20 protein-coding genes and 1 pseudogene are annotated in these 24,773 nt (G+C 57.3%); 16 read left to right on the top strand and 5 right to left on the bottom strand.

All coding sequences use genetic code 11. The features are described from left to right. Window positions 1-124: 124 nt before the first annotated feature. Window positions 125-1,420, bottom strand: coding sequence for a carbohydrate porin (locus RHM56_RS19705; RefSeq protein ID WP_322235182.1), 1,296 nt, complete (start codon window positions 1,418-1,420; stop codon window positions 125-127). A gap of 236 nt (window positions 1,421-1,656) precedes the next feature. Between RHM56_RS19705 and RHM56_RS19700 the strand changes: the two genes are divergently transcribed. The 10 genes and pseudogenes from RHM56_RS19700 (at window position 1,657) to RHM56_RS19655 (ending at window position 9,603) form a co-directional block, all read left to right on the top strand. Continuing rightward, window positions 1,657-2,793, top strand: a complete 1,137-nt coding sequence (locus RHM56_RS19700) for a phosphoribosyltransferase domain-containing protein (protein WP_322235179.1) — start codon at window positions 1,657-1,659, stop codon at window positions 2,791-2,793. Beyond that, window positions 2,783-3,541 (top strand): trehalose phosphatase, encoded by a 759-nt coding sequence (locus RHM56_RS19695; RefSeq protein WP_322235177.1) that lies wholly within the window; start codon window positions 2,783-2,785, stop codon window positions 3,539-3,541. The genes RHM56_RS19700 and RHM56_RS19695 overlap by 11 nt, the downstream gene beginning before the upstream one ends. After that, window positions 3,534-4,640: a cysteine protease StiP domain-containing protein gene (locus RHM56_RS19690; RefSeq protein ID WP_322235174.1), complete on the top strand. Its 1,107-nt coding sequence runs from the start codon at window positions 3,534-3,536 to the stop codon at window positions 4,638-4,640. Before RHM56_RS19695 ends, RHM56_RS19690 begins: the two co-directional genes overlap by 8 nt. Further along, complete coding sequence (locus RHM56_RS19685) at window positions 4,640-5,599, top strand: HpcH/HpaI aldolase/citrate lyase family protein (RefSeq protein ID WP_322235171.1); 960 nt, start codon at window positions 4,640-4,642, stop codon at window positions 5,597-5,599. Before RHM56_RS19690 ends, RHM56_RS19685 begins: the two co-directional genes overlap by 1 nt. Continuing rightward, the gene (locus RHM56_RS19680; RefSeq protein WP_322235169.1) at window positions 5,596-6,270 is read left to right on the top strand and encodes an HAD-IB family phosphatase; all 675 of its coding nucleotides are present in this window, start codon (window positions 5,596-5,598) and stop codon (window positions 6,268-6,270) included. The genes RHM56_RS19685 and RHM56_RS19680 overlap by 4 nt, the downstream gene beginning before the upstream one ends. A gap of 80 nt (window positions 6,271-6,350) precedes the next feature. Continuing rightward, complete coding sequence (locus tag RHM56_RS19675; protein ID WP_322235166.1) at window positions 6,351-6,497, top strand: hypothetical protein; 147 nt, start codon at window positions 6,351-6,353, stop codon at window positions 6,495-6,497. Further along, window positions 6,494-7,663, top strand: coding sequence for a TerD family protein (locus tag RHM56_RS19670; RefSeq protein WP_322235164.1), 1,170 nt, complete (start codon window positions 6,494-6,496; stop codon window positions 7,661-7,663). Before RHM56_RS19675 ends, RHM56_RS19670 begins: the two co-directional genes overlap by 4 nt. Window positions 7,664-7,690: 27 nt before the next feature. Then, window positions 7,691-7,816: pseudogene (locus RHM56_RS19665) on the top strand (TerB family tellurite resistance protein); the annotation flags it as partial. A gap of 7 nt (window positions 7,817-7,823) precedes the next feature. Continuing rightward, window positions 7,824-8,867, top strand: a complete 1,044-nt coding sequence (locus RHM56_RS19660; RefSeq protein ID WP_322235161.1) for a TerC/Alx family metal homeostasis membrane protein — start codon at window positions 7,824-7,826, stop codon at window positions 8,865-8,867. 157 nt (window positions 8,868-9,024) lie between these two features. Continuing rightward, entirely contained in the window at window positions 9,025-9,603 is a 579-nt protein-coding gene (locus RHM56_RS19655) for a TerD family protein (RefSeq protein WP_322235159.1), read from the top strand. 129 nt (window positions 9,604-9,732) lie between these two features. Here RHM56_RS19655 and RHM56_RS19650 read toward each other — a convergent pair whose 3' ends face one another. The 4 genes from RHM56_RS19650 to tnpA all read right to left on the bottom strand — a co-directional run bounded on the left by RHM56_RS19650 (window position 9,733) and on the right by tnpA (window position 15,233). Beyond that, window positions 9,733-12,702, bottom strand: coding sequence for an autotransporter outer membrane beta-barrel domain-containing protein (locus tag RHM56_RS19650; RefSeq protein ID WP_322235156.1), 2,970 nt, complete (start codon window positions 12,700-12,702; stop codon window positions 9,733-9,735). A gap of 283 nt (window positions 12,703-12,985) precedes the next feature. Beyond that, window positions 12,986-14,512, bottom strand: coding sequence for an IS66 family transposase (tnpC, locus tag RHM56_RS19645; protein WP_322235154.1), 1,527 nt, complete (start codon window positions 14,510-14,512; stop codon window positions 12,986-12,988). 62 nt (window positions 14,513-14,574) lie between these two features. Beyond that, entirely contained in the window at window positions 14,575-14,910 is a 336-nt protein-coding gene (gene tnpB, locus RHM56_RS19640) for an IS66 family insertion sequence element accessory protein TnpB (protein WP_322235152.1), read from the bottom strand. After that, window positions 14,907-15,233, bottom strand: a complete 327-nt coding sequence (gene tnpA, locus RHM56_RS19635) for an IS66-like element accessory protein TnpA (RefSeq protein ID WP_322235150.1) — start codon at window positions 15,231-15,233, stop codon at window positions 14,907-14,909. Before tnpA ends, tnpB begins: the two co-directional genes overlap by 4 nt. A gap of 403 nt (window positions 15,234-15,636) precedes the next feature. Between tnpA and RHM56_RS19630 the strand changes: the two genes are divergently transcribed. The 6 genes from RHM56_RS19630 (at window position 15,637) to garD (ending at window position 24,745) form a co-directional block, all read left to right on the top strand. Next, window positions 15,637-16,155 (top strand): Hcp family type VI secretion system effector, encoded by a 519-nt coding sequence (locus tag RHM56_RS19630; protein WP_322235147.1) that lies wholly within the window; start codon window positions 15,637-15,639, stop codon window positions 16,153-16,155. A 68-nt stretch (window positions 16,156-16,223) separates the two neighbouring features. Then, window positions 16,224-17,120 (top strand): DUF4123 domain-containing protein, encoded by an 897-nt coding sequence (locus RHM56_RS19625; protein WP_322235145.1) that lies wholly within the window; start codon window positions 16,224-16,226, stop codon window positions 17,118-17,120. Then, window positions 17,120-20,764: a toxin VasX gene (locus tag RHM56_RS19620; protein ID WP_322235143.1), complete on the top strand. Its 3,645-nt coding sequence runs from the start codon at window positions 17,120-17,122 to the stop codon at window positions 20,762-20,764. The genes RHM56_RS19625 and RHM56_RS19620 overlap by 1 nt, the downstream gene beginning before the upstream one ends. Window positions 20,765-21,075: 311 nt before the next feature. Beyond that, window positions 21,076-21,873, top strand: a complete 798-nt coding sequence (locus RHM56_RS19615; RefSeq protein WP_322235140.1) for a hypothetical protein — start codon at window positions 21,076-21,078, stop codon at window positions 21,871-21,873. Between the two features lie 294 nt (window positions 21,874-22,167). After that, window positions 22,168-23,079: a 5-dehydro-4-deoxyglucarate dehydratase gene (gene kdgD / locus RHM56_RS19610; RefSeq protein WP_322235138.1), complete on the top strand. Its 912-nt coding sequence runs from the start codon at window positions 22,168-22,170 to the stop codon at window positions 23,077-23,079. Window positions 23,080-23,191: 112 nt separating this feature from the next. Then, window positions 23,192-24,745: a galactarate dehydratase gene (gene garD / locus RHM56_RS19605; RefSeq protein ID WP_322235135.1), complete on the top strand. Its 1,554-nt coding sequence runs from the start codon at window positions 23,192-23,194 to the stop codon at window positions 24,743-24,745. Window positions 24,746-24,773 lie beyond the last annotated feature (28 nt).

Here is a 24,773-nt window from a genome sequence, read left to right as displayed (position 1 = left end):
TTTAACAAATTGTGAAAAACGTGCGCGATAGCCAGAGGCTTGCGCCGATTTTTCAGCGCTCGCTGATCCAGGGTGCGCGACAACCCGAAGCCGTCGCCGCGCACTCTGAAAAGGTTCACAGGCTTTAGAACGTCGCTTTAACCTGCAACCCCGCGACCAGTGCATTGCCGCGGCTTTTGCCGTAGAACGCACCCGGTTCGATGATGTATTGCACGTCCGGACGCAGCAGCAACCATGGAGTCACTTGCGCCCCATAGTTGAGTTCCAGCAACTGCTCGCCGCTGTCGAGGTTGGCGATCATGTTGGCTTGCTCGGGGTTGGCTGCCGCAGCTTCTTGCACGTCCCGCGAACGTGAATTGAACACGGCGCGGCCATAAGCGAAGGCGATGCTGTCTTTCGGGCGGCTGGCAAACGGCTTTTGTTTGACCAGACCCACCGAGTACCAACGGTGCATGGCGGAGGTCGCCGCATTGCTGGTGGCGGCCTGGCCGAAGGCGCGCAATACGCTTTCGGGGTCTTGTTCATCGCGCCAGATCGCCTGGTCGACCAGTACGTAAGCGCCTGTGCGATTGTTGGTTTTTTCAGTGCTGCCAATTTTTGTGGTGTTGGAGGTGTCGTAGTACCAGCCCACTTTGTATTGGCCGTTGAGGAAGGCGTTGTTATTGAAGATCGCTTCCAGCGGCAGGATCGCGCCGGTGGTGCCGCGCGTGGTCATGCTGAACGCTTCGGAGGACCGGCTGTTGTACTCCGGGTTGACCTGGAACACGGCCGTTTGCAGGGTCAGCGACGGGTTGACGGTGTAACGCAATTCGCCGCCCCAGTGTGGCGTTGGGTAGTTGCTCCAGCCACTGCCATTGGACATGGTCAGCGGGTGCGCGCAGAAACCGGCGTTAACAAAACTGGTCAACAACGGCATGCCGCCAAAGTCATTGCCCATCGGCAAGAAACCGAGTTTGGTGGTCAGCGCAGGGCTAAACAGCGTGCGCTCATAGCTGAACTCGGACAGCCGCGTGTACTGGCCGCCATAGTTTTCCTGTACCGGCAAACGGTTGCCCACCAAGTCTTCGGAGGCGCTGTGGCCGCGGCGGTCGTTGACGGTGATTTGCACATACCCCGCGTCTGGGGTGTCGAGCAATTTGCTCAAGTCAAACTGGGCACCGACCCGTACTTGTTGTGAGTAACGCGTGCCGTGCTTGATCCCGCCATGCAGGTTGGAAAACGTTTCGGAGTTGTAATCGCCGGTCAGTTTGATGCCCTTGTCGGCCAGCTTCTGACGCTCGCCGCCCCAGTTGCCGGTCAAGGTCGAGCGGTTCATCAGGTCGTCGGTGGTGTCGGCCAGCGTGGCGGTGGAGGTCAGGGCCAAGAGAGACAAGCCGCTGCACAGGCTGGAGGTCAGCAGGGCGCGGGAAGAGAAAAACATCTGGAAAGTGCTCCTTCGTAGGCAGTGTCGCAGAGCAGGGGAGCGACACGATGTCGCACAGTATGAACTAGTTAGTTCATAAAATTAATATTTTGTCATATGTGTCCACATGGCGAGTACAGGCCAGGCGACTCGATCACGGCCATGTCCAGTAATCATTTTTCTCTTGTTTAAAGGGGGCCACTCGCGAATCTTGCCACCCCTCTTTTTTGCGTATTCCCAGGTAATAGACTCTGATGAGCAGCGGCAAACCCATGACCGAAGCCCAGGCTTTGTGCGCAAACCTTAGGCGTGGCCGACTGGAGGTTGAAGTCAATGCATCGACGTTTGATCCACAGGCGCTGTTCAGTTTTGCTGAACGGCGTAACCCCAAGCGCGCCTTTCTGTTCGTTTCGCGCGTGCTGGGTCGGCACATTCCGGCCCGTCCGTCGCTGATGGCCGAAAGCTTCAATGCGCTGGCCGCTAAAATTCCAACCGACTTGCCCGGCCCCGTGCTCGTGATTGGCATGGCTGAAACGGCCATTGGCCTGGGCGCTGGCGTGCACCGCGCACTCAGTCAGACCCGCAATGACTGCGTGTATCTGTGCAGCACCCGTCACCCCACGGGCAGCGAGTTGCTTGCCCGTTTTGAAGAAACACACAGCCATGCCAGCACGCATTTGCTGCACGTGCCGCAGGACACTCGTACCCGCGAATGGCTGTTCAAGGCCCGTTCGTTGGTGCTGGTGGATGATGAAGCATCGACCGGCAATACCTTTATTAATGTCTCCAAAGCCTTGGCCGAGGCGGGCCTTGTTTCGATTGAGCGCATTGTCACAGCGACGCTGACAGACTGGTCCCAAGACGCGGTGCACACGGCGCTGGGCGATCACGTCAGCAGCGTCTCATTGCTTGAGGGGAGCTACACCTTCACCGAAGACCTCAGCGCCGACCTGCCCGATATGCCCCACGTGGGGAGCGTTGCCCAAGGCGACTGGCCGTTAGACCCCCTTCGTGACTGGGGGCGCATGGGGGTGTGCGAACACCGTGACACGCTGGCCCCAGGCTTGCAGGTGCAGCCCGGTGAACGGGTCGTGGTGGTGGGCACTGGCGAGTTTGTCTGGCCCCCGTTTTTGCTGGCCGAACGCTTGGAGCACGCCGGGGCCGATGTGCATTTCAGCGCCACCAGCCGCTCGCCCATTGCCGTGGGGCATGCCATCGAACATGCGCTGTCGTTCAGCGATAACTATGGTCTGGGGATCCCGAACTTCCTGTACAACGTCGCTCCCGGCCAGTTTGACCGCGTGCTGATTTGCAGCGAAACCCCGGCTGCTGCACTTGATCCGGCGTTGCTCAGTGCGTTGAATGCGCAGGTCATCGGCCATGACCACTAATCGTGCGCTGGTGTTCGTTGACCTCGACGACACGCTGTTTCAAACCGCCCGAAAAATGGGCGATGAGCCTCGTTATACCGCCACTCTGGATGTGGACGGCCAGCCCAATGGTTTTATGAGCGCCTCGCAGAAAAGCGTTGTCGAGTGGCTGCTGGCCACCGCTGACGTTGTGCCCGTGACGGCCCGCAGCGTTGAGGCCTATCAGCGAGTGCAGTTGCCGTTTGTGCACGGCGCTGTGTGTGCTCACGGCGGGGTCATCCTCAAGGCTGACGGCTCGCTGGACCGCGACTGGCAGGCACGCATGTGCAACGCGCTGGCGCATGAGCAGAACCGTCTTCGTCGTCTAAGCGAACACACGCTGGCCATTGGCGCCGAACTGGGTTTCTCGCTACGCGGGTGGGTGGTTGAAGAACAAGGACTGGCCCATTACGTGGTCACCAAGCACAACAACGCAACCGATCAGGTGCTGCTCCGTGTGCTGGCCGAGGTCAAGGCAAGGGGGTTGCTCGACGGGCTGTACGTTCACGGCAACGGCAACAATCTGGCGTTCCTGCCGCTGGCGCTGCAAAAGCGTGAAGCGGTGCGCGAGTGGATTCGCCGCGACCAGGCGCTTAATGGCAAACGCCCGTTGCTCGGTTTTGGTGACAGCTTGTCGGACCTGGGCTTTATGGCCGAGTGCGACTGGTGGGGCACGCCCAAGCACGGCCAGTTGGCCAGCCATGTGTTGGCGAGTGTTGATCATGAATAAGGCATTTGCAGCGCTGAATACTCTCGGCAGCGGCAGTTACGGCGCCGATGATGTGCACTTTTTACTGCGCGTCTTGGCAATTGAAACCACCGATGTGCAGCAAAGTGTGGAGGAAAAAGAGCGGCTGATTCAGACCCGCCAGCGTCATTACTCCGAAATGATCAGCCAGGAGCATCCGCCCTCCAATCCCCACAAAGCCCTGTATCAACAGGCGCTGGCGCGAAACGGTGCGCGCATGGCGGCCGATGTTCAGGCGTTGGCCCTCGCACTGCATGAGCGTTATAACGGGGCATCGATTGCGTTGGTATCGTTTGTGCGCGCCGGGCTGCCGTTGGGTGTTTTGCTGCGTCGGGCGCTGGTTGAGCGGGGGCGTAATGTCCGGCATTACGGGATCAGCATTATTCGTGACCGTGGAATCGACAACGTGGCCCTCGAAGCTATCATCAAGGCCCACGGTGCCGAGAACATTGTGTTTGTTGATGGCTGGACCGGTAAAGGCGCGATCAGCGGGCAGATTCGCGACAGCTTGGCGGGCGACTCGCGTTTTCCATCCGAGCCGCGTCTGGTGGTGTTGGCCGACCCTTGTGGGCGTGCCTGGCTGGCGGCATCGGCCGAAGACTGGTTGATCCCATCAGGTATTTTGGGGGCGACGGTGTCAGGTCTGGTATCACGCTCAATCTGGCCACTTGAGCCCGGTTTGCACGGGTGCGTGGTGTATGACCACTTGGCTGCGCATGACGAGACCATGAACTTTATCCACAGCATCGAAATCGAGCGTGCCCACTTACCGCCGCAGGTCGCGGCACACCCCTGGACGCCGACACAGGCCTTGGCATTGCAGCAGCGAGCCGAGGCGGCGGTCGAACGTGTCTCGACGCGCTTTTCGGTGTCCAGCCCCAATCGGGTCAAACCCGGTATTGCCGAGGCCACCCGTGCGGTGATGCGCCGCGTGCCCGACCACGTGTTGGTGCGCAGTCGTGCGGATCAGAACGTCCAACTGCTGATGCACCTGAGCCGTCAGGCCAATATCGAGGTCGAAGAAGTCGGCGACGAACTGGGACCGTATCGCGCTGTGACTGTGATCAGGAGTGTTCGCTGATGATCAGGCATTCCGCTTATGCCCTGGGCGCTACGCTTTACATGCCGGCGACCCGTGCTGACATTTTGGAGGTGGTGTACGGCGAGAAAATCCAGGGTTTGCGTTCGCTGGTGGTGTGCCTTGAAGACGCAGTGGCCGTCACCGATGTGCAGCAGGCGCTGAGCAATCTCAGAAACCTCTTGTTGGCGATTGATGCACGCGGTGGCAGAGCGTCCGGCGGTCCGATTCTGTTTGTCCGGCCGCGTGACTCAGCGATGGCAGCGGTGCTCAATGAATGGTCATTGATGCGTTATGTCGATGGTTTTGTCGTACCCAAGCTCAGCCTGCACAACATCAGCGAGTGGCAACAGGCCGTTACCCGCAGCGATTTGATGCTGATGCCCACTCTTGAAACCCTTGAGGTGTTTGATTCGGGCGCCATGATTGAGTTGCGCAGTGCCCTGCTGGAGCAACTGCCGGGGCGAATAATCGCCTTGCGCATTGGCGGTAATGATCTGATGAGTTGCCTGAGCTTGCGCCGTACCCCGACGATGACGCTGTACAACACGCCCATGAATTACGTGATTTCGATGTTATGCGCGATCATGGGCTCTGCGGGCTTTGCCCTGACCGCGCCGGTGTTCGAACAGCTCAATGCGCCGCAACTGCTGGAGCAGGAACTGGCGTTGGATATTGCCCACGGGCTTATAGGTAAAACCGCGATACATCCGTCGCAAATTGCAGTTATCCACAGGGCGTTGCAAGTCCCCCTTGAAGATCTCAACAGTGCACGTCAAATACTCAGTGAGACGGCGCCTGCGGTGTTCAAATTCAACGACGCCATGTGTGAACCCGCGACCCATTACAAATGGGCGCAAATGATTATTGAACGAGCGCATTGGCAAGGGGTTCGCTCCGAAATAGCCAGCTCGATGGACACTTTTGGAGGCAGCCAGCGATTGGCTGAAGTAGTCGGTTGAATGAAGTTTTGAATACACCAGAGAAGGGCAAACCGGTCCTGTCGGCTTTCGATTTTGATGGCACGCTGACCTATCACGACAGTTTTGTCCCCTTCTTGCGCTTTGCCTTTGGCAATCGACTGTTCGCAATGCGTTTGTTGCGGATGATCCCGTCAACCGCTTCTTATTTGCTGGGCAGGATCAGCCGAAACGATTTGAAAGAAAAGCTGATTACGGTCTACCTCACGGGAGCCAAGGAAGCGTGGGTCGCAGAGCGTGCCGACGCATTTTGTGACGCTTCGTTCCAGCGGTTGATGCGACCTTTGGGCTTACTATCGGTCGCCGATCAGCTGGAGCAAAAAGCAATCGTGACCATCTGTTCGGCATCGCCTGAGCTGGTGCTCAGGCCTTTTGCTGAAAAGCTGGGCATCGGGCTCATCGGTACGCGCCTGCAATCGGTTGATGGCGTACTCACCGGCGAAATTGACGGCACCAACTGTCGATGCGAACAGAAAGTCCTCCGGCTAGAGGCGCAGTACGGTCCTTTGGACCAATACACATTGCGCGCCTGGGGCGACACCCGGGGTGATGAACAGATGCTGGGTGCCGCACAAGAACCCCATTGGCGCGAGTTTCATGCACTGTGGCGCCGCAAGCGCCCCTTGGATGTGTGTTTGCGTGATCCGTTGTAAGCCTGGCGCAAGCAAAGCAGGTCAATAATTAGCAATCACTTACGGCACCTCGTGCCTCCGTGCAAACAAGGAGACACTACATGGCTATTGGGCTGTCCCAGATTCAAACTGTTTTCCTGGATAAAAAAGCCGGAACCGGTCTTGAAACAAACCGTTTGGGCCTGACAGCCAATGCCAGGAATGTATCCTCCTTGACCCTCGATGCTGTACAGGCGTTGTACGCATGACCACGCTAACGCCGGGTGCAAACACTGCCGTTAATCCAGGCGCCTTGAGCGTGACTGTCAGCTACAGCCCTGTGGCGGGTGCCGACCTGGACGTTTCGGCGTTCCTGCTGAGCGAGTCGGGCAAGGTGCGTGGCGACAACGACCTGTGTTTCTTCGGCCAGCAGAGTGTCAGCCATGGCGCCGTGAAGCTGGTTGAGTCTGCACCCGGCCGTGCAGTGTTCAGTCTCAACCTTGAGGCGATTGATACGGCCATCGAAAAAGTCGCATTGACGGCGACCATTTACGAAAACAAAGCCCAATTCTCTTCATTCGCCCCGCTCAATGTCGCGGTGACCGGAGGCATTGAAGCGCCGATCCCGACGCAAGGCATGCAGGAAACCGCGCTGATCCTCGGTGAGTTCTATCGCCGTCAGGGCGTATGGAAATTTCGCTGCGTCGCACAAGGATTTGCCGGTGGCCTGGCGCCGTTGGCCGAACACTTCGGCGTTGAAATTGCCGCCGCCGCTCCCGCAGCGAATCCAGTTCCCGCCGTCGCGCCAACGCCCTCTGTCAATTTGTCGAAGGTCACTCTCGACAAGCAGCGCCCGACTATCAGCCTCGATAAAAAAGACGGCGATTTCGGCGAGATTAAAATCAACCTCAACTGGAACCGTGCTGCGCAGAAGAGCAGTGGTGGGTTCTTTGCTTCGCTGCTCGGCAAGTCAGGTGGTATCGATTTGGATGTGGGTTGCCTGTACGAAATGGAAAACGGCCGCAAGGGCGCAGTCCAGGCTTTGGGCAACGCGTTTGGCGATTTTGGTGACGCGCCGTTCATTCAATTGATGGGCGATGACCGGACCGGGTCGGTGAGTGACGGCGAGTGGCTGCGGGTCAATGGCAAGGAGTGGCGCAAAATACGCCGGGTATTGGTGTACGCGTACATTTACGAAGGTGCGCCGAACTGGCAAGCCACTGACGGCGTTATCACGCTGTACATCCCGGGCGAGCCGCCGATTGAAGTGCGCCTGAGCGAAGAGGGCGGCAACAAGGGCATGTGCGCCATCGCCTTGCTCGAAAACGTCGGCGGCAGCGTCAAGGTGAATCGCAAGGTTGAGTTCTTCAAGGGGCACTCGGACATGGACAAGGCCTTTGGCTGGGGTATGCGCTGGGCTGCGGGGTCCAAGTAAACACGGTGTAAAAAAGAAGAGGCTGCTCGCCTGCAGGTGCATGTTTGTTGTGCCATCGTCAGTGCGGACGGCAACTTCGACGAAAGTGAGCGGGCTGCTTGCCGCGCTATGTGTAATGAGCTGGGGCTAAGCCCTGGCGATTTTGATCTCTGAGGGCATCATGGAAAACACGGCAATTGGCTTTCCGCCAACGACCATCGCTGTATTTGTGGCTCTGGCGGTCATTGCTCTGGCAATCGACCTGTTCACCCACAAAAGCGATAAACCGGTCACTTTGACCAACGCGGCCATCTGGTCGATTTTTTGGGTGCTGATCTCGCTCGCCTTTGCAGGCTATCTGTACTACGCGCATGGCCCAAGTGTGGCCAGCCTGTTTGTCACCGGTTATGCGCTGGAAAAAGTCCTTAGCGTCGACAACTTGTTCGTGTTCATGGCGATCTTTGCCTGGTTCAAGATCCCGGATGTGCTGCGTCACCGCGTGCTGTACTGGGGCATCATCGGCGCCATCGTATTCCGCTTGATCTTTGTGGCCATCGGTACTGGCCTGCTGGCGTTTGGCCCATGGGTCGAGGTGCTGTTTGCAGTGATCGTCGCCTGGACTGCGATCATGATGTTGCGCGGCAACGAAGAAGATAAAGACGAGGATTACTCAAAGCACATCGCCTATCGGTTTGCGAAAAAGCTGTTTCCGGTTTGGCCAAAGCTGCACGGACATCACTTTTTTGTCTCGCGCAAAGAGCTTGAAACAGAGATCACCAAACCTGAAAACAAAGGCATGACGCTGGTCGGAAAAGGCGCCTTGTTCGCGACCCCGCTGTTTCTGTGCGTGGTGGTGGTTGAAGTGTCCGACATCCTGTTTGCCTTCGACTCCGTGCCCGCCGTTATTGCCGTGAGCCGTGAACCGTTGATTGTGTACTCGGCCATGATGTTTGCGATTCTCGGCCTGCGGACCATGTACTTCGTACTCGAAGCCCTTAAGCGCTACTTGGTGCACCTGGAAAAATCGGTGGTCGCGTTGTTGTTCTTTATCGCTGCCAAGCTGGCGCTGAATGCAACCAACCACCTGTTTGGCCATGGCATCAGCATTGAGCCAAACACCAGCCTGTTGGTGGTGTTGGTGGTATTGGCCATCGGTATCGTGGCCAGCGTTATTTTCCCAGGTAAAGAAGAGCCATCGGACGTCAAAAAAGACACGAATGCTTGATCACGCGTTAGTAGGGAAGTGACTGATGGCACTTCCCCGTTCTAAAGACAACAACCAGGAGGCAAACAGTTAAATCGCGCGTTATGGCGTGGCAGAACGCTACGGCCTGACATTTTAATCGGCACCCATTTAACTATTCATATAAGGGTTCATGAACATGGCAGTAAGTTTGAGTAAAGGCGGCAACGTCTCCTTGACCAAAGAAGCGCCGGGTCTGACAGAAGTGATTGTCGGTCTGGGTTGGGATCCGCGTGTAACGGATGGAGCCGAGTTCGATCTGGATGCCTCGGTGTTTATTGTTGGCGAGAGCGGCAAAGTGCTGAATGACGGCAGTTTTGTGTTCTACAACAACAAAACTTCACCGGACGGCAACGTCGTGCACCAGGGCGACAACCGCTCGGGCGCAGGCGAGGGTGACGATGAGCAAGTCAACGTCAACCTCGCGGGCTTTGCTCCTGAAACCAAACGGCTGGTGTTTGCGGTGACCATCCACGAAGCGGACAGTCGCAAGCAAAGCTTTGGTCAGGTCTCAAATGCTTACATGCGTGTCGTGAACAAGGCAGACGGCAAAGAGCTGGCGCGCTTTGACCTGAGTGAAGATGCTTCAACTGAAACCGCCATGATCTTCGGCGAGCTGTACAGCCACAATGGCGAGTGGAAGTTCAAGGCCATCGGCCAAGGCTTTGCGGGTGGCCTGGGTCCGCTGGCTAAAGATTACGGCGTAAACCTGGGGTAAGCCCCCGGCGTCAATGAAAAGGCCCTCCCCGGTGTTATCGGGGAGGGCCTTTTTTTGGGCTTCAATTCAAGTGTCGGAGCGGGCACAAATCACTTAAGTGAACAGCATTGCGCTCCGACGGGGGATCAATCAAAAGCTCAGTTGCCATTGCCCCATCAGCCCATGATTGCGGCTGTTGCTGCCAATATCACCGGTGTAGCCCACGGCCAGTGTTTGATGAGCAGAAACGCCGATATCAAGGCCCGCTTCCAGCACCAGACTGTCACGATCCAGTGCAGTACCCTCGACACTGAACGCGCTGCCGCCCAGCACAAAAGCCTGCTGAATCGAGCTGCTGACATCGCCATAGGTGTGTTTCCAGCCTGCGCTCAGGCGTGGGGTGAGGCTAATGCCGTTTTCCAACTGACTCAGGTGCGCCAGCCGAATACCCAGCGTGCTGTTGAAGTTGTCTTGCGTTTGCGCGTCGACCTGCAAGGCCGCAGCGCCGCCTTTTTCGGTGTAACGATCACGGTGATAACGCTGATAACCGAGGTTGGCAAACGGCTCGGCACTCACGCGGCCGCTGCCCATGGCATAGCCCAGTTCAGCAAAGGCTTGCTGGCTGTTGGCGTGGTAGTCGCCCTTGGGTTGATCGGCAAAGCTGTTAAATGCCACGCTGCGTTTAGTGTCGCCGTTATGCCCGCTGTAGGCCGCGCCCAGACGTAATGCCAGTGGGCCGCTTTGGCGAATGGCATACGCGCCCGCGTGCCAGCTGTTGACGGTGCCATCCATGCCGCTGCTGTCCACATCGGTTTTCGAATAGCCCCCGAGCATGCCCATGCGCCAGTCTTGTGTCAGTGCCCAATCGGCGCCCAGCAAACCGCCCTTGGTGCGCTGAGTCAGGTCACTGCTGCCGTGGTCACCGTCCAGTCGTCCATAACTGCCCAGGCCTTGCAGCCAGAGTCGACCCTGAGCGTTTGGGTCATTGAGGTTACGCAGCCCGGCCGGGACACCGGTGGCGGCGAGTACCGGCGTATTACGAATGTCTGCCGCGACCTGTAAACCTGCCCCGGCACCCAGCGATTGCATGGCCGCCAACATACTGCTGCCCACTTGCTGAGTGGCGGCCAGGGTTGCGCGGCTCAAGCCTGCGTTGCCGCTGCCCGCCAGTTGCTCGATGGCCGCGCCCGCTGTTTGGGTATTGGTGTTGAGCAGTGCGTTGTACAACGCATTACCAGCCTTGAGCTGGCTCAGGCCACGGGCAGCGCTGCCGCCGTTGGCGCTGGTGGCGTAGTCGGCAAACGCCACGTCATTGCGTGCATACGTCAGCTCGACGCTGGTCGGTTTGTAGCTGAGCGTCGGGGTGAGGAACGCGTAATCACTGGTCACCGTGCCAAAGGTGCCATTGATAGAGCCTGCGTTCAGCACGGTGTATTGGCTCAGCCATGGGTAAGTGCCGCTGCCGGCATTGATTGCCAAGGTGGCGCCATTCAGCGTGGCAGTGCCGCCGACCTGCACCGGGGCGCTGCTGCCATCGGCATTCACGCCATACGCCAGGGTGGCGCCGCTGCTGAAGGTCAGGTCATGGTTGATGGTTGCGGTGCCCAGTTGCGAGTTGGTTTGCAGCGTACCGTTGACCAGCAAGTTGCCGACGCTGCCGCCGCCTGCGTAAACACCGCCATTATCGACCGTCATGGTGCCGATAATGGCGCCTTGGTTGATCAGACGCGCGCCGCTGAAAATCTCGCCGCCGTCGCTGAAGTCGTTCTGGCTGGTGAGTGTCCAACTGCCGGACTTCACGTCCAGCCATTCAAAGTTCTGGCTGTTACCGAAGCTGCCACCGGCCGGGTCATCGAAAATCACCCGGTCATCACCGCTGCCGCCGTCAACCAGACCGTTGAAGCGGCTGGCACTGCCCAGTGTCAGCGTGTCATTGCCGCCACCCAGATCCAGCGCCAGGCCGTTGCTACCGCTGATCAAACCGTTGTTGATCACCACATCGTCGAACGCGCCCACGAACTTCACGCCAAAACCGTCCAGCCCCTGAATGGTGCCGTTGTTCACCAGCGTGGTGGCGGCGACGCCTGGGCCATCGCTGCCGTCATCCACCAGCACGGCATTGTTGGCGCCACTGACCAGCGCGCCCTTGGCGTTAAAGACGTAGCCGCCGCCCAGTGCAATACCTTCACTGCCGTTGGCAAAGCCGTTTTTGTCGACGCCACCGGCGCCCGTGCCCTGAATCACCCCGTAGTTTTCAATATGGGCGATGAAATCGATGTCGACGCCATCGCCATCACCGTTGGGCTTGAGCCCGGAGTAGGCGCCCGTGATGGTGCCGTAGTTGATCACCGTGCCGTCGCCGTCCGAGCCGAAGCCTGAGCCGTTGCGCCCGGTCACTTCGCCATAGTTGAGCAGGGACGCGCCCAAGTCCGTGGTGATGCCGTGGCGCCCGCCAGAAATGATGCCGTAGTTAGTCACCGTGACCCCGGTCGCCGAGTCGATATCGACACCGTCGTACTTGGTGCTGTCGGACACGGCATCGCCTGAAGAAATCTCGCCGTAGTTGATAATCGTGGCGTTGGAGCCGGTCTTGATACCGTCGTTGAAGTCGCCGCGAATCAACCCGCCGAGCCGGTTGATCAGCGTGGTTTTGACCCCCTCGCTGCGCACCGAATCGAGGTCGATGGCCTGACCGCCGTTGGTGGAGCGAATGGTCCCGCTGTTATCAATCAGCACGCTGCCGCTGGTGAAGTTGGTGTCGATGCGCAGCGCATCGTTATCACCCTGAATCGTCCCGCCGCTGCGGTTGAAAATACTGTAGTTACGCGCTGTGCTTGCGCTGCCGCTGCTGTCTATCGCACGCCCGCCCGTTGAAATCAGACTGCCTGCGTTGTCGATCACCACGCCTGTCGCACTGGTTGCATCCTTGAGCGTGACCGCCACCTTGGCGGTGGTCAGGCTACCGTCTGGATTGACCGTCAGCGTATCGCTGGCGTTCAGATTAAGGCCGCTGGTGCTGGGAGAACTCAGCACAGTGTCTTTGGCGATGGCCAATGAGCTAAAGCCGCTTGCACTCAATAGCGCAATCGCGAGCGCAAGGCGCTGGGGTGAGGCGGGCATGACGGACGACCTTTTTTGTAATAACCGGGCTGCCTTGTATAGCGGTTAGTTTTTACAAAATGATGTATCCGGATACCGCATTCGCTACCTTGTAGCCGCTACCGCAGGCTGCGATAAGGGCCGAAGGACCTTCGTTTTTGGGGCGCTGCGCCTTCACGTGTGAGCCGCCTCCGTGTCTCCTTAGCGCTTACACGGTATAGCTGTCAAAGAGAGTGGCTAAACGTGTGAAGTTGTATTTTTTGCTTAAGTACTGTAAGCGCCTGCCAAAGTCACCTTGCGTGACTCAGGCAGATACCCACTGATGTGGAAGTAACTGCTCAATCTCACTCGCTCGTTGCGTCGGCAGTCGCGTCAGCACATCTTTGAGATAAGCATACGGATCATGCCCATTCATACGCGCCGACTGAATTAGGCTCATGATCGCAGCCGCCCGTTTACCGCTGCGAAGCGATCCGGCAAACAACCAGTTGGAACGTCCAAGCGCCCACGGGCGGATCTGATTTTCGACCGGATTATTGTCTATGGGCACAGCCCCATCTTCCAGGTAGCGCGTCAGCGCTATCCAGCGTTTAAGGCTGTAATCCAAGGCTTTGGCCGTTGCTGATCCGTTGGGCACAAGATCGCGATGAGTCAGCATCCACTCGTGCAGTGCTTTCGCTAACGGCGCGGCTTTTTCCTGCCGTATTCGGCGGCGATCTTCATCACTCATCTCTCGCGTCTGACGCTCAATTTCGTACAAGCCGCCAATTGAGTGCAGTGCCTGTTCGGCTAACTGGCTTTTATTGGCCACGTGCAGATCGAAAAACTTGCGGCGCGCATGGGCCATGCAGCCGATTTCGATCATGCCTTTCTCGAAGCCGGCTTTGTAGCCAGCAAAGTCATCGCACACCAGCTTGCCGTTCCATGTACCGAGGAAATTACGCGCGTGCTCACCCGCACGGCTCGGGCTGAAGTCATAAACCACCGCCTTAAGCGCCGAGAACGGCGTAGTGCAGTAAGCCCAGACATACGCGCGATGTGTTTTCTTCTCGCCGGGCGCAAGCATCTGCACCGGCGTCTCGTCGGCGTGGACAACTCGTTGCGCTAAAACTGCTTCTCGCAAGGCATCGACCAGTGCCTGAAGCTGTACACCGGTCTGTCCAACCCATTGGGCCAGTGTTGAACGTGGGATCGCTAAACCGGCACGTCCAAAGATTTTCTCCTGCCGGTATAACGGCAAGTGGTCAGCGAACTTCGCCACCATCACATGAGCCAGCAGGCCTGCGGTCGGAATACCTTTGTCGATCACTTGGGCCGGAACTGGCGCCTGGATCAGTGTTTCGCACTGGCGGCAGGCCCACTTGCCACGCACATGTTGCTCGACGGTGAACACGCCCGGCGTGTAATCCAACTTCTCGCTCACGTCCTCGCCGATGCGCTGAAGCTGGCAGCCGCAAGAGCACTGCGTGTTTTCCGGTTCGTGATGAATCACGGTGCGTGGAAACTGCGCTGGCAGCGGTGCACGCTTGGGTTTTTGACGTGTTTGCTCTTGAGCCGGGGCTCGCAGGAGTGCGCTCAATTCGGCGTCGATAGCCTCAAGATCAGTATTGAGCAAGTCGTCGAGCAAGTTGCCTTGCTCCGGGCTGATCTGCTCACTGCGCTTGGCAAACCGGTGTCGCTTGAGGACGGCGATTTCATGAGTCAGCTGTTCGATGAGGGTCTGATCGTGATGGATCTTCCTGCCCATGGTGTCGACCTTCGACATCAACTGCGCGGCTAAAGCACGCAGCTGGTCGGGGGACATTTGGTCGAGGTCGGGTAAGGAATTCATGCCTTGGATTTTACCAAAGCAAACCACCTAAGGCAGCAGGCTCTGAATTTAATGACCGATTTTTAAAGGATCGTAATTACACCGCCAACGCCAACACGCTGCCAAGGCAGGCCGAGCACCAAGGCCTGAAGTTGTTCGGCATCCAGCTCCAACTCGCTACCTTGTCGAATGCCTGGCCAGTGGAACTTGCCTTGATTCAACCGTCGTGCGGCTAACCAAACACCGAGCCCGTCGTGAACCAGGACTTTCATGCGAGTAGCGCGACGATTGGCAAACAGATAAGCGCAGTGCGGCTTCGCCGCACCGAAAACCGCAATCACCCTCGCCAAAGCCGTCTCGGTGCCAGCACGCATATCCATGGGCTCGGTGGCAAGCCAGATGCTGTCGATGCGGATCATAGGGCAAATCCACGGACAAACAGAGCGCAGCCCTCAGGGTCGGAAGCAGGCCATTTCACGGTGATGGTTTGCTCGCCAAATGGCAGTTCAATAAGCGCCGACGTTTGAGCCTTTGGCTTGGGATTGACCGGCGTGAGGTTCACGGGAACAAACGCTGGCAGCACGACTGCCTGCTGATCACGAAAAAGCGGTAACCAGCGGCGCACGACATTAGCGTTGATGCCGTGACTCATTGCGATGGCCGCCACGGAAACGCCGGGCTGTTGGCATTCTTGAACCACTTGGGCTTTAAAGGATTTTGAGTAGGACTTACGTTCACGCATGGCGATCCTGATATTAAGGGTAATTGCGTCCGCTTAAATTACGCGGACACAATCGACCTTAATGCTGGGATTCGGTAGGTGTGTTTGCCGGCCCCTTACTAAGTACTAACTGCGCAACTATTTGCGCAGTTAAATAAAGATTTATCTGTGGATAACGCGCTATAGGCTATAGCAGTAGAGGGTTGTAGAGCGGTGCGCAAGAAGTTGCGCAGCAGTGCGCAACTTCTTGCGCATTTTTAGCTGTTATTGAGTGCTATTGGGGTGTCACTGAACTTTCTGTAAGCGTGCAGCCCTTGGTTTATAAGGTTTTGATTTAAGTTGGCATAACTCTTGAACTCTTGTTGGCGTACTGCAGCGTTTTTGTTTGCAGCGTTATCACATTTTTTGTGCAAGGAGAGCTTCAATGGCTACGCCAGCGTATATGTCCGTTACCGGTGAGAAACAGGGCCTGATCACGAAGGGTGCATTCACTGCAGAGTCAGTGGGTAACAGCTATCAGGAAGGCCACGAAGACCAGTTCATGGTTCAGGGCTTCAGCCACGAAATGATCATTCCACGTGATCCTCAGTCGGGTCAGCCTACCGGTCAGCGTATTCACAAACCTCTGTGCATCACTAAGGTTTTTGACAAGTCTTCGCCTTTGTTGCTTGCAGCATTGACGAGTGGTGAGCGTATGAGCGAAGTTGTCATTCAGTGGTTTCGGACTTCGTCTACCGGCACACAAGAGCATTACTACACCACGAAACTTGAAGACGCGATCATCGTCGACATCAAGGACTATATGCACAACTGTCAGGATCCGGCAAACAGCCACTTCACTCATCTGCAAGACGTGCAGTTCACTTATCGAAAAATCACTTGGACCCACGAAGTTGGTGGTACTTCAGGCTCTGATGACTGGCGCAAGGAAACTGCTGTTTAAGATCCACATACTCACAACACTTCATCGGCCCGCTTATGCGGGCTGATGCCGTTCACGGAGGGCATTGTATGGTTGAGCGTGAAGGTTTGTTGTCGGCAGGTTTTCCTCCCGAACTCGATTGGCAAGGGGGCAGCGGTTTATTACTGGATGCCGTTCGCTTGACCAGCCTGTCTCAGCATCTGGACCAATGGACCCATCCCTGGGTGTTTGAGCACCTGTACACAGGTCCGCAAATGGCCGGTCTTGAAGACGTGTCGCCGCGTGTGATGAACGTCGAAGACCCGCAACACCCGGTGCTGCAACAGTTCTTGGCCAAGGCCGATGAAGAGTGGGGCTACTTGCTGTTCCGCGATGGCCCGTGGCAGTCCTTGGTTGAACACCTGCGCTGGCTGAGCGTGGTGCGCATGCCTCACGAGCAGAAAGTTTTTTTGCGCGTGGCCGACCCTTCGGTGATGCATGCATTGTTCAACCTCGCGATCGAGGCGCGTGATCCCACCCTGTTTGGCCCTTGCCATCACATTTTGATCGCTGACGGCGCACGTGATAGTTGGCATCTTTTACAGCGCCCTGGCCCTGCGCCAGTTGCCCAATATGCCGCGCCTTACCTGCTCTCGACGCAAGAGGCGAGCGCGTTGGATGACGTGAGTTTTCGCAACGTGGTGCTGCGCCTCGACCAGCATCTGCGCCACTATTTTCCCGCGTACCAGGCCAACCTCTCGGTGACCCAGCGTTGGGCGCAGATGCAGGCACTGGCGACCTCGGCGTACGACCGTGGTTTTAACAGCGAACTCGACATCACGCTCTACGCCAACATCCATGGCTACTTGGGTGAGGACGCCCTGCAACACCATCCCGATCTTCAGCACCTCCTGATCACAGCCTCGTCGCTCACTCCAGCGCAACGCGTCGAGAAAGCGGCAGAAATCGCCCGATGCCGAGCCCTGCACCTGCGAGAGCCCTACTAATGTCGACTGTCTTCAGGCCCAAAAACCCCAACAACGTCAACCTCTCACGAGACGATGCGCGAAACAGCATGGGCACCTGCCCATTGATGAAAACCACCGTGCAACTGATCCCGCTGCGTTACGGGATGGTCGATAACCCAGCGCTGGACCCCTCGGGCGAAATTCCGATGCCCTACAGCCTTGGCGCTCGGCCACTAGGGATACGCCTGCTGCGCGATGGCTGGTTGTACGTGATTGAAAGTCGCAGTGGCACCTTGTCGGAGTACCGCATTGACGACGGGCTGGTCAGCGCCATGCTGTGGCAGGGGCTGGCGGTATTTGATGACGACCGCGACGAGCCGATCTACGAGCCGAACCTGATTTTCCTCAAAACCAGTACCTTGTACGTCGCTTACACCGAAGTGCCGTGGACCGCGAAAAAGTGCCAGCAAGTGCTGAATTCGCCTTCCGAGCGTAACCACTTCATGCAAGCGGTTGATCTGCGCAAGGCCAACTGCGACACCGGCGGGCCGCACTTGCTGACCCCGGACATGGCCGAGCATTGGCTGGCTGAAGTGGCGACCGAGAAGATCGAGGCGCAGCAGCAGGCACCCGCAACAACCCTGGCTGAACATGCCCAACACACGCAACAACGTCTGGACATCGAACTGCCCGAGCACGAGCGTAAGCCGTATCTGTGGGAAAAACCTGCGCGCTTCAATGAAATCTCCATGAACCGCCTGACCGGTTGCATTCATCCTCAGTACCGCCATGACGTGCTGTACCTGGTGCTGGACGACACGCTGGGCGTGCTGCGCGACCTGGCCAATTATCAGGATGAGGTCGTGGGTTGGATCGACGACTGGAGCAATGGCGGGCCGAAAAAGGGCAATAACGAGCGCGACTATTTACTGGCGTGTTACATCGAATCCCTGAGCCAGCTCAATGCGCCGAATGTTCATACGCTGCTCGGTGACAGCTCTGACCCGGCGCAAAAAGCCCTGCTCGATGATTTGCTGTGCATGGCTGAGCCGCAGCAAGGGGTGACGGGCGCGGCGATCATTGAGTACCTCGAAAAGGGCGGCTTGATGACCCCGCCTGCGGGGAGCCCGGTGCCGGATGAGTTGGAGGTGCTGCGCCAGCGGGCGCAAATGCTGGCCAATGAGGAGCGTTTGAAAGGCGCTGGCGTGGCTTCGGGGGCACGAAGCGCTGCTGAAGACGTCGATCGCCGTTTCTACACGCGCGAGCATTTTCAGGTGTCCCCGGCGGCGTTTGTCGACCAGCATTTCGAAACACTGATTAGCCTGGGCAAGCATCGATTCAACCAAGTGGATGATGTGTTGTACGGCGCGAAATTTGGGCAGCACGGCGTCAATGAATTGATCGACCGCGAAGCGATGGATCGTGAACTGTTTGCTCATCGTGCCGGGCTTGCACGCTGGAACCGCCAACTCGACCTCATCACTGCCGACCGCACAGACTTGATCTGCTCCGGCGCGTTTCACAAAGCCGCTTGGTACTTTGATCCGATGGACATCGGGCAGACGGGGCATGCCTTTACCCTCGAATACGCCTGCCTAAAAGACATTTGCCGCAGCGACGATGCCTGTGACCAACTGCTGGCTTATTGCGAGCGCGAGCCGCAATTCAGTCGCCCGCTGTACCACACCTTGCCCTACAGCGACCAAACCTCGCTTTGGGTGCAATACGCCTTTTTGCTGGCGGCGGGCATGGTTCTGTTCAACAACAGCCCTGAACTTTTGGCCCGTTTGCGCACGATTGAACAGAGCCGTTTACCAGCGCTGGACGACCTGCCGCAGAGCACCCGCACAGTGGCCAATGCCGCGCTCAACGCCCTGACCCCGGCGCTTAATCGTGGGTTGGAAAAAGCACTGCTCAACTTTGACGAATTCTTCAAAAACAATGCCATGCCGGACGTTGAAGAACTGCTGCGCAAACTGCCCACGGCTTTGAAGTCGCGAATACTGCAAGCGTCTAAAACCGAAGGCGTGACGTTTCACTTTTCTACCCCGCAAGAACAGGCCGCGCTACGAGAGGCGCTGCAAGAGACGTTGAAGCTGCGTACCCAAATAGCCCTGCTTAAAAAAAAGCGCGCCCAGTCCAATCGTAAGAACGGCCACAAATCGGCCACTTCTCGCGAATTGTTGGAACAGATCGATTACGACAACCAGCGACTGGACCTGGAGCAAAGGCGGCTGGCTGCGAGTATTAGCCCAATCCCGGAACTGCCGGATGAACATGCGCGGCTTTTTGGCTCTACACAGGGCAAAGCAGGGCTGACGGTGATCTTCTCCAATCAAGGCAAACGGCAAGTGGCCGGGCTGATGGAGGATTTTCGTCAAGGTGTGAGCCGTGCGCCTGTGTTGAATGTGTTGGGGGACGGGGCGGCGCTGTTGCTGTTTGTGGCGCAGGCGGTGAATTTGGTGCAGGTGCTTAAAGAGACAAGAGCCCAGACTCAAAATGGTCGTGATTGGGTGCCTTTTATGAGTGCGTTTGCTGCCACTGGCGCCGCCGGGTTTGCTGCTGCTCAAGGCGTATTTGACACGGCGCTAAGTGCTCAGGTTAAAAGTCTAGGCGATGGTTTGGCTCGGACTGCGCTCAGTCGACTTCAAGTCACGATCGGCAAGTTGCATGTTGGATTGGGTTTTTTTAATTACGCCTTTGGGGTTATTGCTGCGGTTGCTAGTCTCAACAGCTATCACAGTAATTGGCTGCAAGCAGTTCGTAGTGGAAATCGAAGCGCTCAAAACGCTGCGATGGTGACTATGATTGCGGCAGGCGGTCTGGCGGCCAGTAATGCTTATGGATTTATTAATACAGTACAAGCAGGGTTAGATGTATTGAGGGCTGCCAAGGGCGCCGCACGGGAGGCGGCGTGGAAGGTTGCTGGCACTCGTCTAAGCAGTGTGTTTTTTCGTTTTAACCTGGCGGGTGCGTTCTTTACGGTACTGGAATTAGCGGGTACCTGGCTTTACAACCGCTACAACACCAGTGCCCATGATTGGTGGCTGCAAAGCACTCCGTGGGGTCTTGATGTAGACAAACGCAAAGAATTAACCCTGCAAGAGTTTCAATATTACTTAGAGGTGCTGCAGCAAACGCCCTTTGTAGAAGTCAAGGGCTCCGGGGAGGAGTCGTTTTGGCAAAGCATGCTGCCCAATACCAAGCCGGGTGAGATTTGCATAATCCTTCCTGGGCGGGCTGTCTGCGACTATCACGTCACGCTGGAGGGGAGGGCCAGTCATGCTCTTAAGATCGGCGCTCAGCGCATCACTACGTCTTTGCGAGGTGATCGAGGCATTCCCATGGAACATCGCGAGTTCGTTACCGAACAGGTGCAGGCCGGGTTGTACCGTGTGGCAAGCAAGCTAGAAAAAGAACAAAAGGGTCCGGCACCCCTGTTGTTAAAGCTCACTTATCCACGCAACCCTGAGCCTGGGTTCGGCAAAGTGTCTGAGGAGTTATTGATTGAGCTTGAGCTCCATTCATTGGATGACAAAGGGCAACTGGTTCAGCGCACCTACCGCATTCGTTTTGATCCTGTTAAGGGCGGGCGCTTTATGCCGGCGCAGCAGCACTTCGAATCAAGCGCTGAGATGCCTTTATTGATGATTGAAGTAGATGCATTGGAGTTGCTGTCATGACCAAGGCCAAAGCTATGTCACTTCAATCACCCATAAATGGGATGCAAAAAAAAGCAGGTGACCTAGAGCTGTTTCCTGGTGGGCGGCAGACCTATTTAGCTCCGTTACCCCTACCCACCGAAGCAGAACCATGTTGCCCCTATATCAGTGATTACAACGATATCTGCTTGGACTTTGGAGGAGGGCGGCCTAATGTTTATTCGTATCAAATATGGTTGGGTGGACCGTTTACTTTTACTTGTCTAATGGGTTTCGGTGCTCCATTGACTGCCGGGCTGGGTTTTGCATTTTTGGGCAGTAATTCTGAGGAAGTGTGGTATGCAATCGCAGACTCATTCTCCGCGGCACTGCCCATCGCGCTGGGAGGGTGGTTCGCTGCATCAGCCGTGTGTCTTTACGTCTGGTTCCAAGCCCACAAACTCTTCACCACCGTCATCCCCACCCGTTTCAACCGCCAGCGCCGCGAAGTCTGCTTCATGCCCGACGGCGCCACTGAACCTTTATTCGTCCCATGGGAATCGCTCTCTGCCTGGATCGTCCAAGGCCAGAGCGCCAGCCAATACGGCGTCACTCGCCACTACGGAATGGGCATGGGGTTTGAGCATGAGGGCGAGTTGGTTCGTGTCGAATTCCAATGCGGCGCCTTGCAACTGGCAATCGCCAATTGGGAGGCGGTGCGCGGTTACATGGAATACGAACTCAACGACCTGCAAGCCATTCAAGACCCGCTGGAGCTGCATGAACCCGGCGACCCTTCCCACGAAGGCTTGCACACCTTCCGCAATGCCCGCGCCAGTTTGCATCGGCGAATTCGCGAGGAAGAAGTGGGCTGGATCTATGGCTTTTTTTGGTACGTCTACCACGTGATGACGTTATGGACCTTGCCCAATCATCTGGTGGAGTGGGAGATAAAACGCATTGCCAAAGTCGGCCGCCGAGCGCTGCCGCAGGCGATGCGCGAATGGTCCGAACCCTTGCCGCCTGAACAGTGGGCCAAGCCCAGCGCCGAGTTGCTGCGTTTGAGTGCCAAGGTTAAAGCCCTGATCAAACGCTTCCCCCGAAAGCCGATCACCGAGATCTTTGCTGAGGCGTATCGCAGCGATAAATGATGTGTCGCCTCTCGTAGTCGCTGCCGCAGGCTGCGATGAGGCGCACAGTTGCCTTTTTGATTGATTCCTAAGACAACGTATCTCTTTTTAAAAATTATTTGCTATTGCCTTTAGTCAGAATGAAGCCCTTTAAACCGAGGCTCTAGCCGCTGATTACGAATGGCAGGCGAGCGCCAGCTTCTGTGATTTCAAGAAGGGGGATTGACGATAATATTAATAGTTGTACGATGACGTACGACACAGCGAACTGCTGACGTATTTTTCATCACATCAAGCTCCCAGGGTGTTCGAATAATGAATCCACAAGAACTGAAGTCCATCCTCTCGTCCGGCCTACTGTCTTTTCCGCTCACCGATTTCACGGCTCAAGGTGACTTCCACCGCGAGGGTTACATCAAGCGTCTGGAATGGCTGGCCCCATATGGTGCTTCTGCCTTGTTCGCGGCAGGCGGCACCGGTGAGTTCTTCTCCCTGGCGGCCAGCGAGTATTCGCAGGTGATCAAAACCGCTGTCGATACCTGCGCCACCAGCGTGCCGATTCTGGCCGGGGTCGGCGGCTCGACGCGTCAAGCCATCGAGTACGCTCAAGAAGCCGAACGTCTGGGCGCCAAAGGCCTGCTGCTGTTGCCGCATTACCTGACAGAAGCCAGCCAGGACGGCGTTGCTGCCCACGTAGAAGCCGTGTGCAAGTCGGTCAAAATCGGTGTCGTTGTTTACAACCGCAACGTGTGCCGCCTGACCGCGCCGCTGCTGGAGCAACTGGCCGAGCGTTGCCCGAACCTGATCGGTTACAAAGATGGCCTGGGTGACATCGAACTGATGGTCTCGATCCGCCGCCGCCTTGGCGACCGTTTCAGTTACCTGGGCGGTTTGCCGACGGCCGAGGTCTACGCTGCGGCTTACAAAGCGCTGGGCGTGCCTGTTTACTCCTCGGCGGTGTTCAACTTCATCCCGAAAACCGCGATGGACTTCTACCACGCCATTGCCCGCGAAGATCACGCCACGGTCGGCAAGATCATCGATGACTTCTTCCTGCCATACCTGGACATCCGCAACCGCAAAGCCGGTTATGCGGTGAGCATCGTCAAGGCCGGGGCCACCATTTCCGGCTACAGCGCAGGCCCGGTCCGCACCCCGCTGACTGATTTGTTGCCAGAAGAATACGAGGCACTGGCGGCCTTGATCGACAAGCAAGGTCCGCAGTAAATAACACCCAAGGCCGCTGAGCAATCAGCGGCCTTTTGCGTAAGGAAATAGACTCGCTCCGACCGCGCAATCTTTACCCGCACCTAACAATAATTCCTCAAGAGGCGGCGTCATGACGTTAATTGAACATTCCGATTCGCCGCGCACCATCCAACTGCATGCGTTGGATAACGTGGCGGTGGTGGTGAATGACCAGGGCGTACCGGCCGGGACCGAGCTTGCCAATGGCCTTGTAACCCTGGATTTTGTGCCGCAGAGCCACAAGGTCACGCTGGTCGATATCGCCGAAGGCGGCAAAGTCATTCGCTATGGCCAAACCATCGGCTACGCCTTGCAAGCCATCCCCCGCGGCAGTTGGGTCAATGAAGACCAGTTGCGCATGCCCACCGCGCCGCCTCTGGACAGCCTGCCGCTGGCCACCGATATACCGGCCGCGCAGGCGCCGCTTGAAGGCTTCACGTTCGAGGGCTATCGCAACGCCGATGGCACCGTCGGTACGCGCAATATCCTGGGCATCACCACCACCGTGCAATGCGTGACCGGGGTGTTGAACCATGCGGTCAAGCGTATCCGCGATGAACTGCTGCCCAAATACCCGAATGTCGACGACGTCGTGGCGCTGACCCACAGCTATGGCTGTGGCGTGGCGATCAGCGCCACCGACGCCTACATCCCGATTCGCACCGTGCGCAATCTGGCGCGCAACCCTAACTTGGGTGGCGAAGCGCTGGTGATCAGTTTGGGCTGCGAAAAATTGCAGGCCGGGCAAGTGATGCACGACAACGACAGCTCGGTGGACCTCAGCGAGCCTTGGTTGTACCGCTTGCAGGACGCCAGCCACGGCTTTACCGAAATGGTCGAGCAGATCATGGCGCTGGCCGAAATCCGTTTGAAAAAGCTTGATCAGCGTCGCCGCGAAACCGTGCCCGCGAGCGAGCTGATACTGGGCATGCAATGCGGCGGCAGCGATGCGTTTTCCGGGATCACCGCCAACCCGGCACTGGGTTACGCCTCAGACTTGTTGCTGCGGGCCGGAGCGACCGTGATGTTCTCTGAAGTCACTGAAGTGCGCGACGCCATTTACCTGCTGACCTCGCGTGCGCAAAGCCAGGAAGTCGCCCAGCAACTGGTGCGTGAAATGGACTGGTACGACCGTTACCTGGCCAAAGGCGAAGCGGATCGCAGCGCCAACACCACCCCGGGCAACAAAAAAGGCGGGTTGTCGAATATCGTCGAAAAGTCGCTGGGCTCTATCGTTAAATCCGGCAGCAGCGCGATCAATGGCGTGCTCGGCCCGGGCGAGCGATTCACGCGCAAAGGGCTGATTTTTTGTGCGACGCCAGCCAGTGACTTTGTCTGTGGCACGTTGCAACTGGCGGCCGGGATGAACCTGCACGTGTTCACCACCGGGCGTGGTACGCCGTATGGTTTAGCGATGACGCCGGTGGTCAAAGTGTCGACCCGTACCGAACTGGCACAGCGCTGGCCGGACCTGATCGACATTGATGCCGGGCGCATTGCCACCGGGCGGGCAAGCATCGCAGAACTGGGTTGGGAGCTGTTCCACTACTACCTGGACGTGGCTAGCGGCAAAAAACACACCTGGGCCGAACAGCACAAACTGCACAACGACATCACCCTGTTCAACCCGGCACCGATTACCTGATCGGCGGCAACCTGGAATCCGCAACCCG

The organism is Pseudomonas sp. CCC3.1 (assembly GCF_034347405.1).
GTDB lineage: Bacteria > Pseudomonadota > Gammaproteobacteria > Pseudomonadales > Pseudomonadaceae > Aquipseudomonas.
The sequence above is the reverse complement of the archived record's forward strand: the minus strand, read 5'-3'. Positions and strand labels throughout refer to the sequence as shown.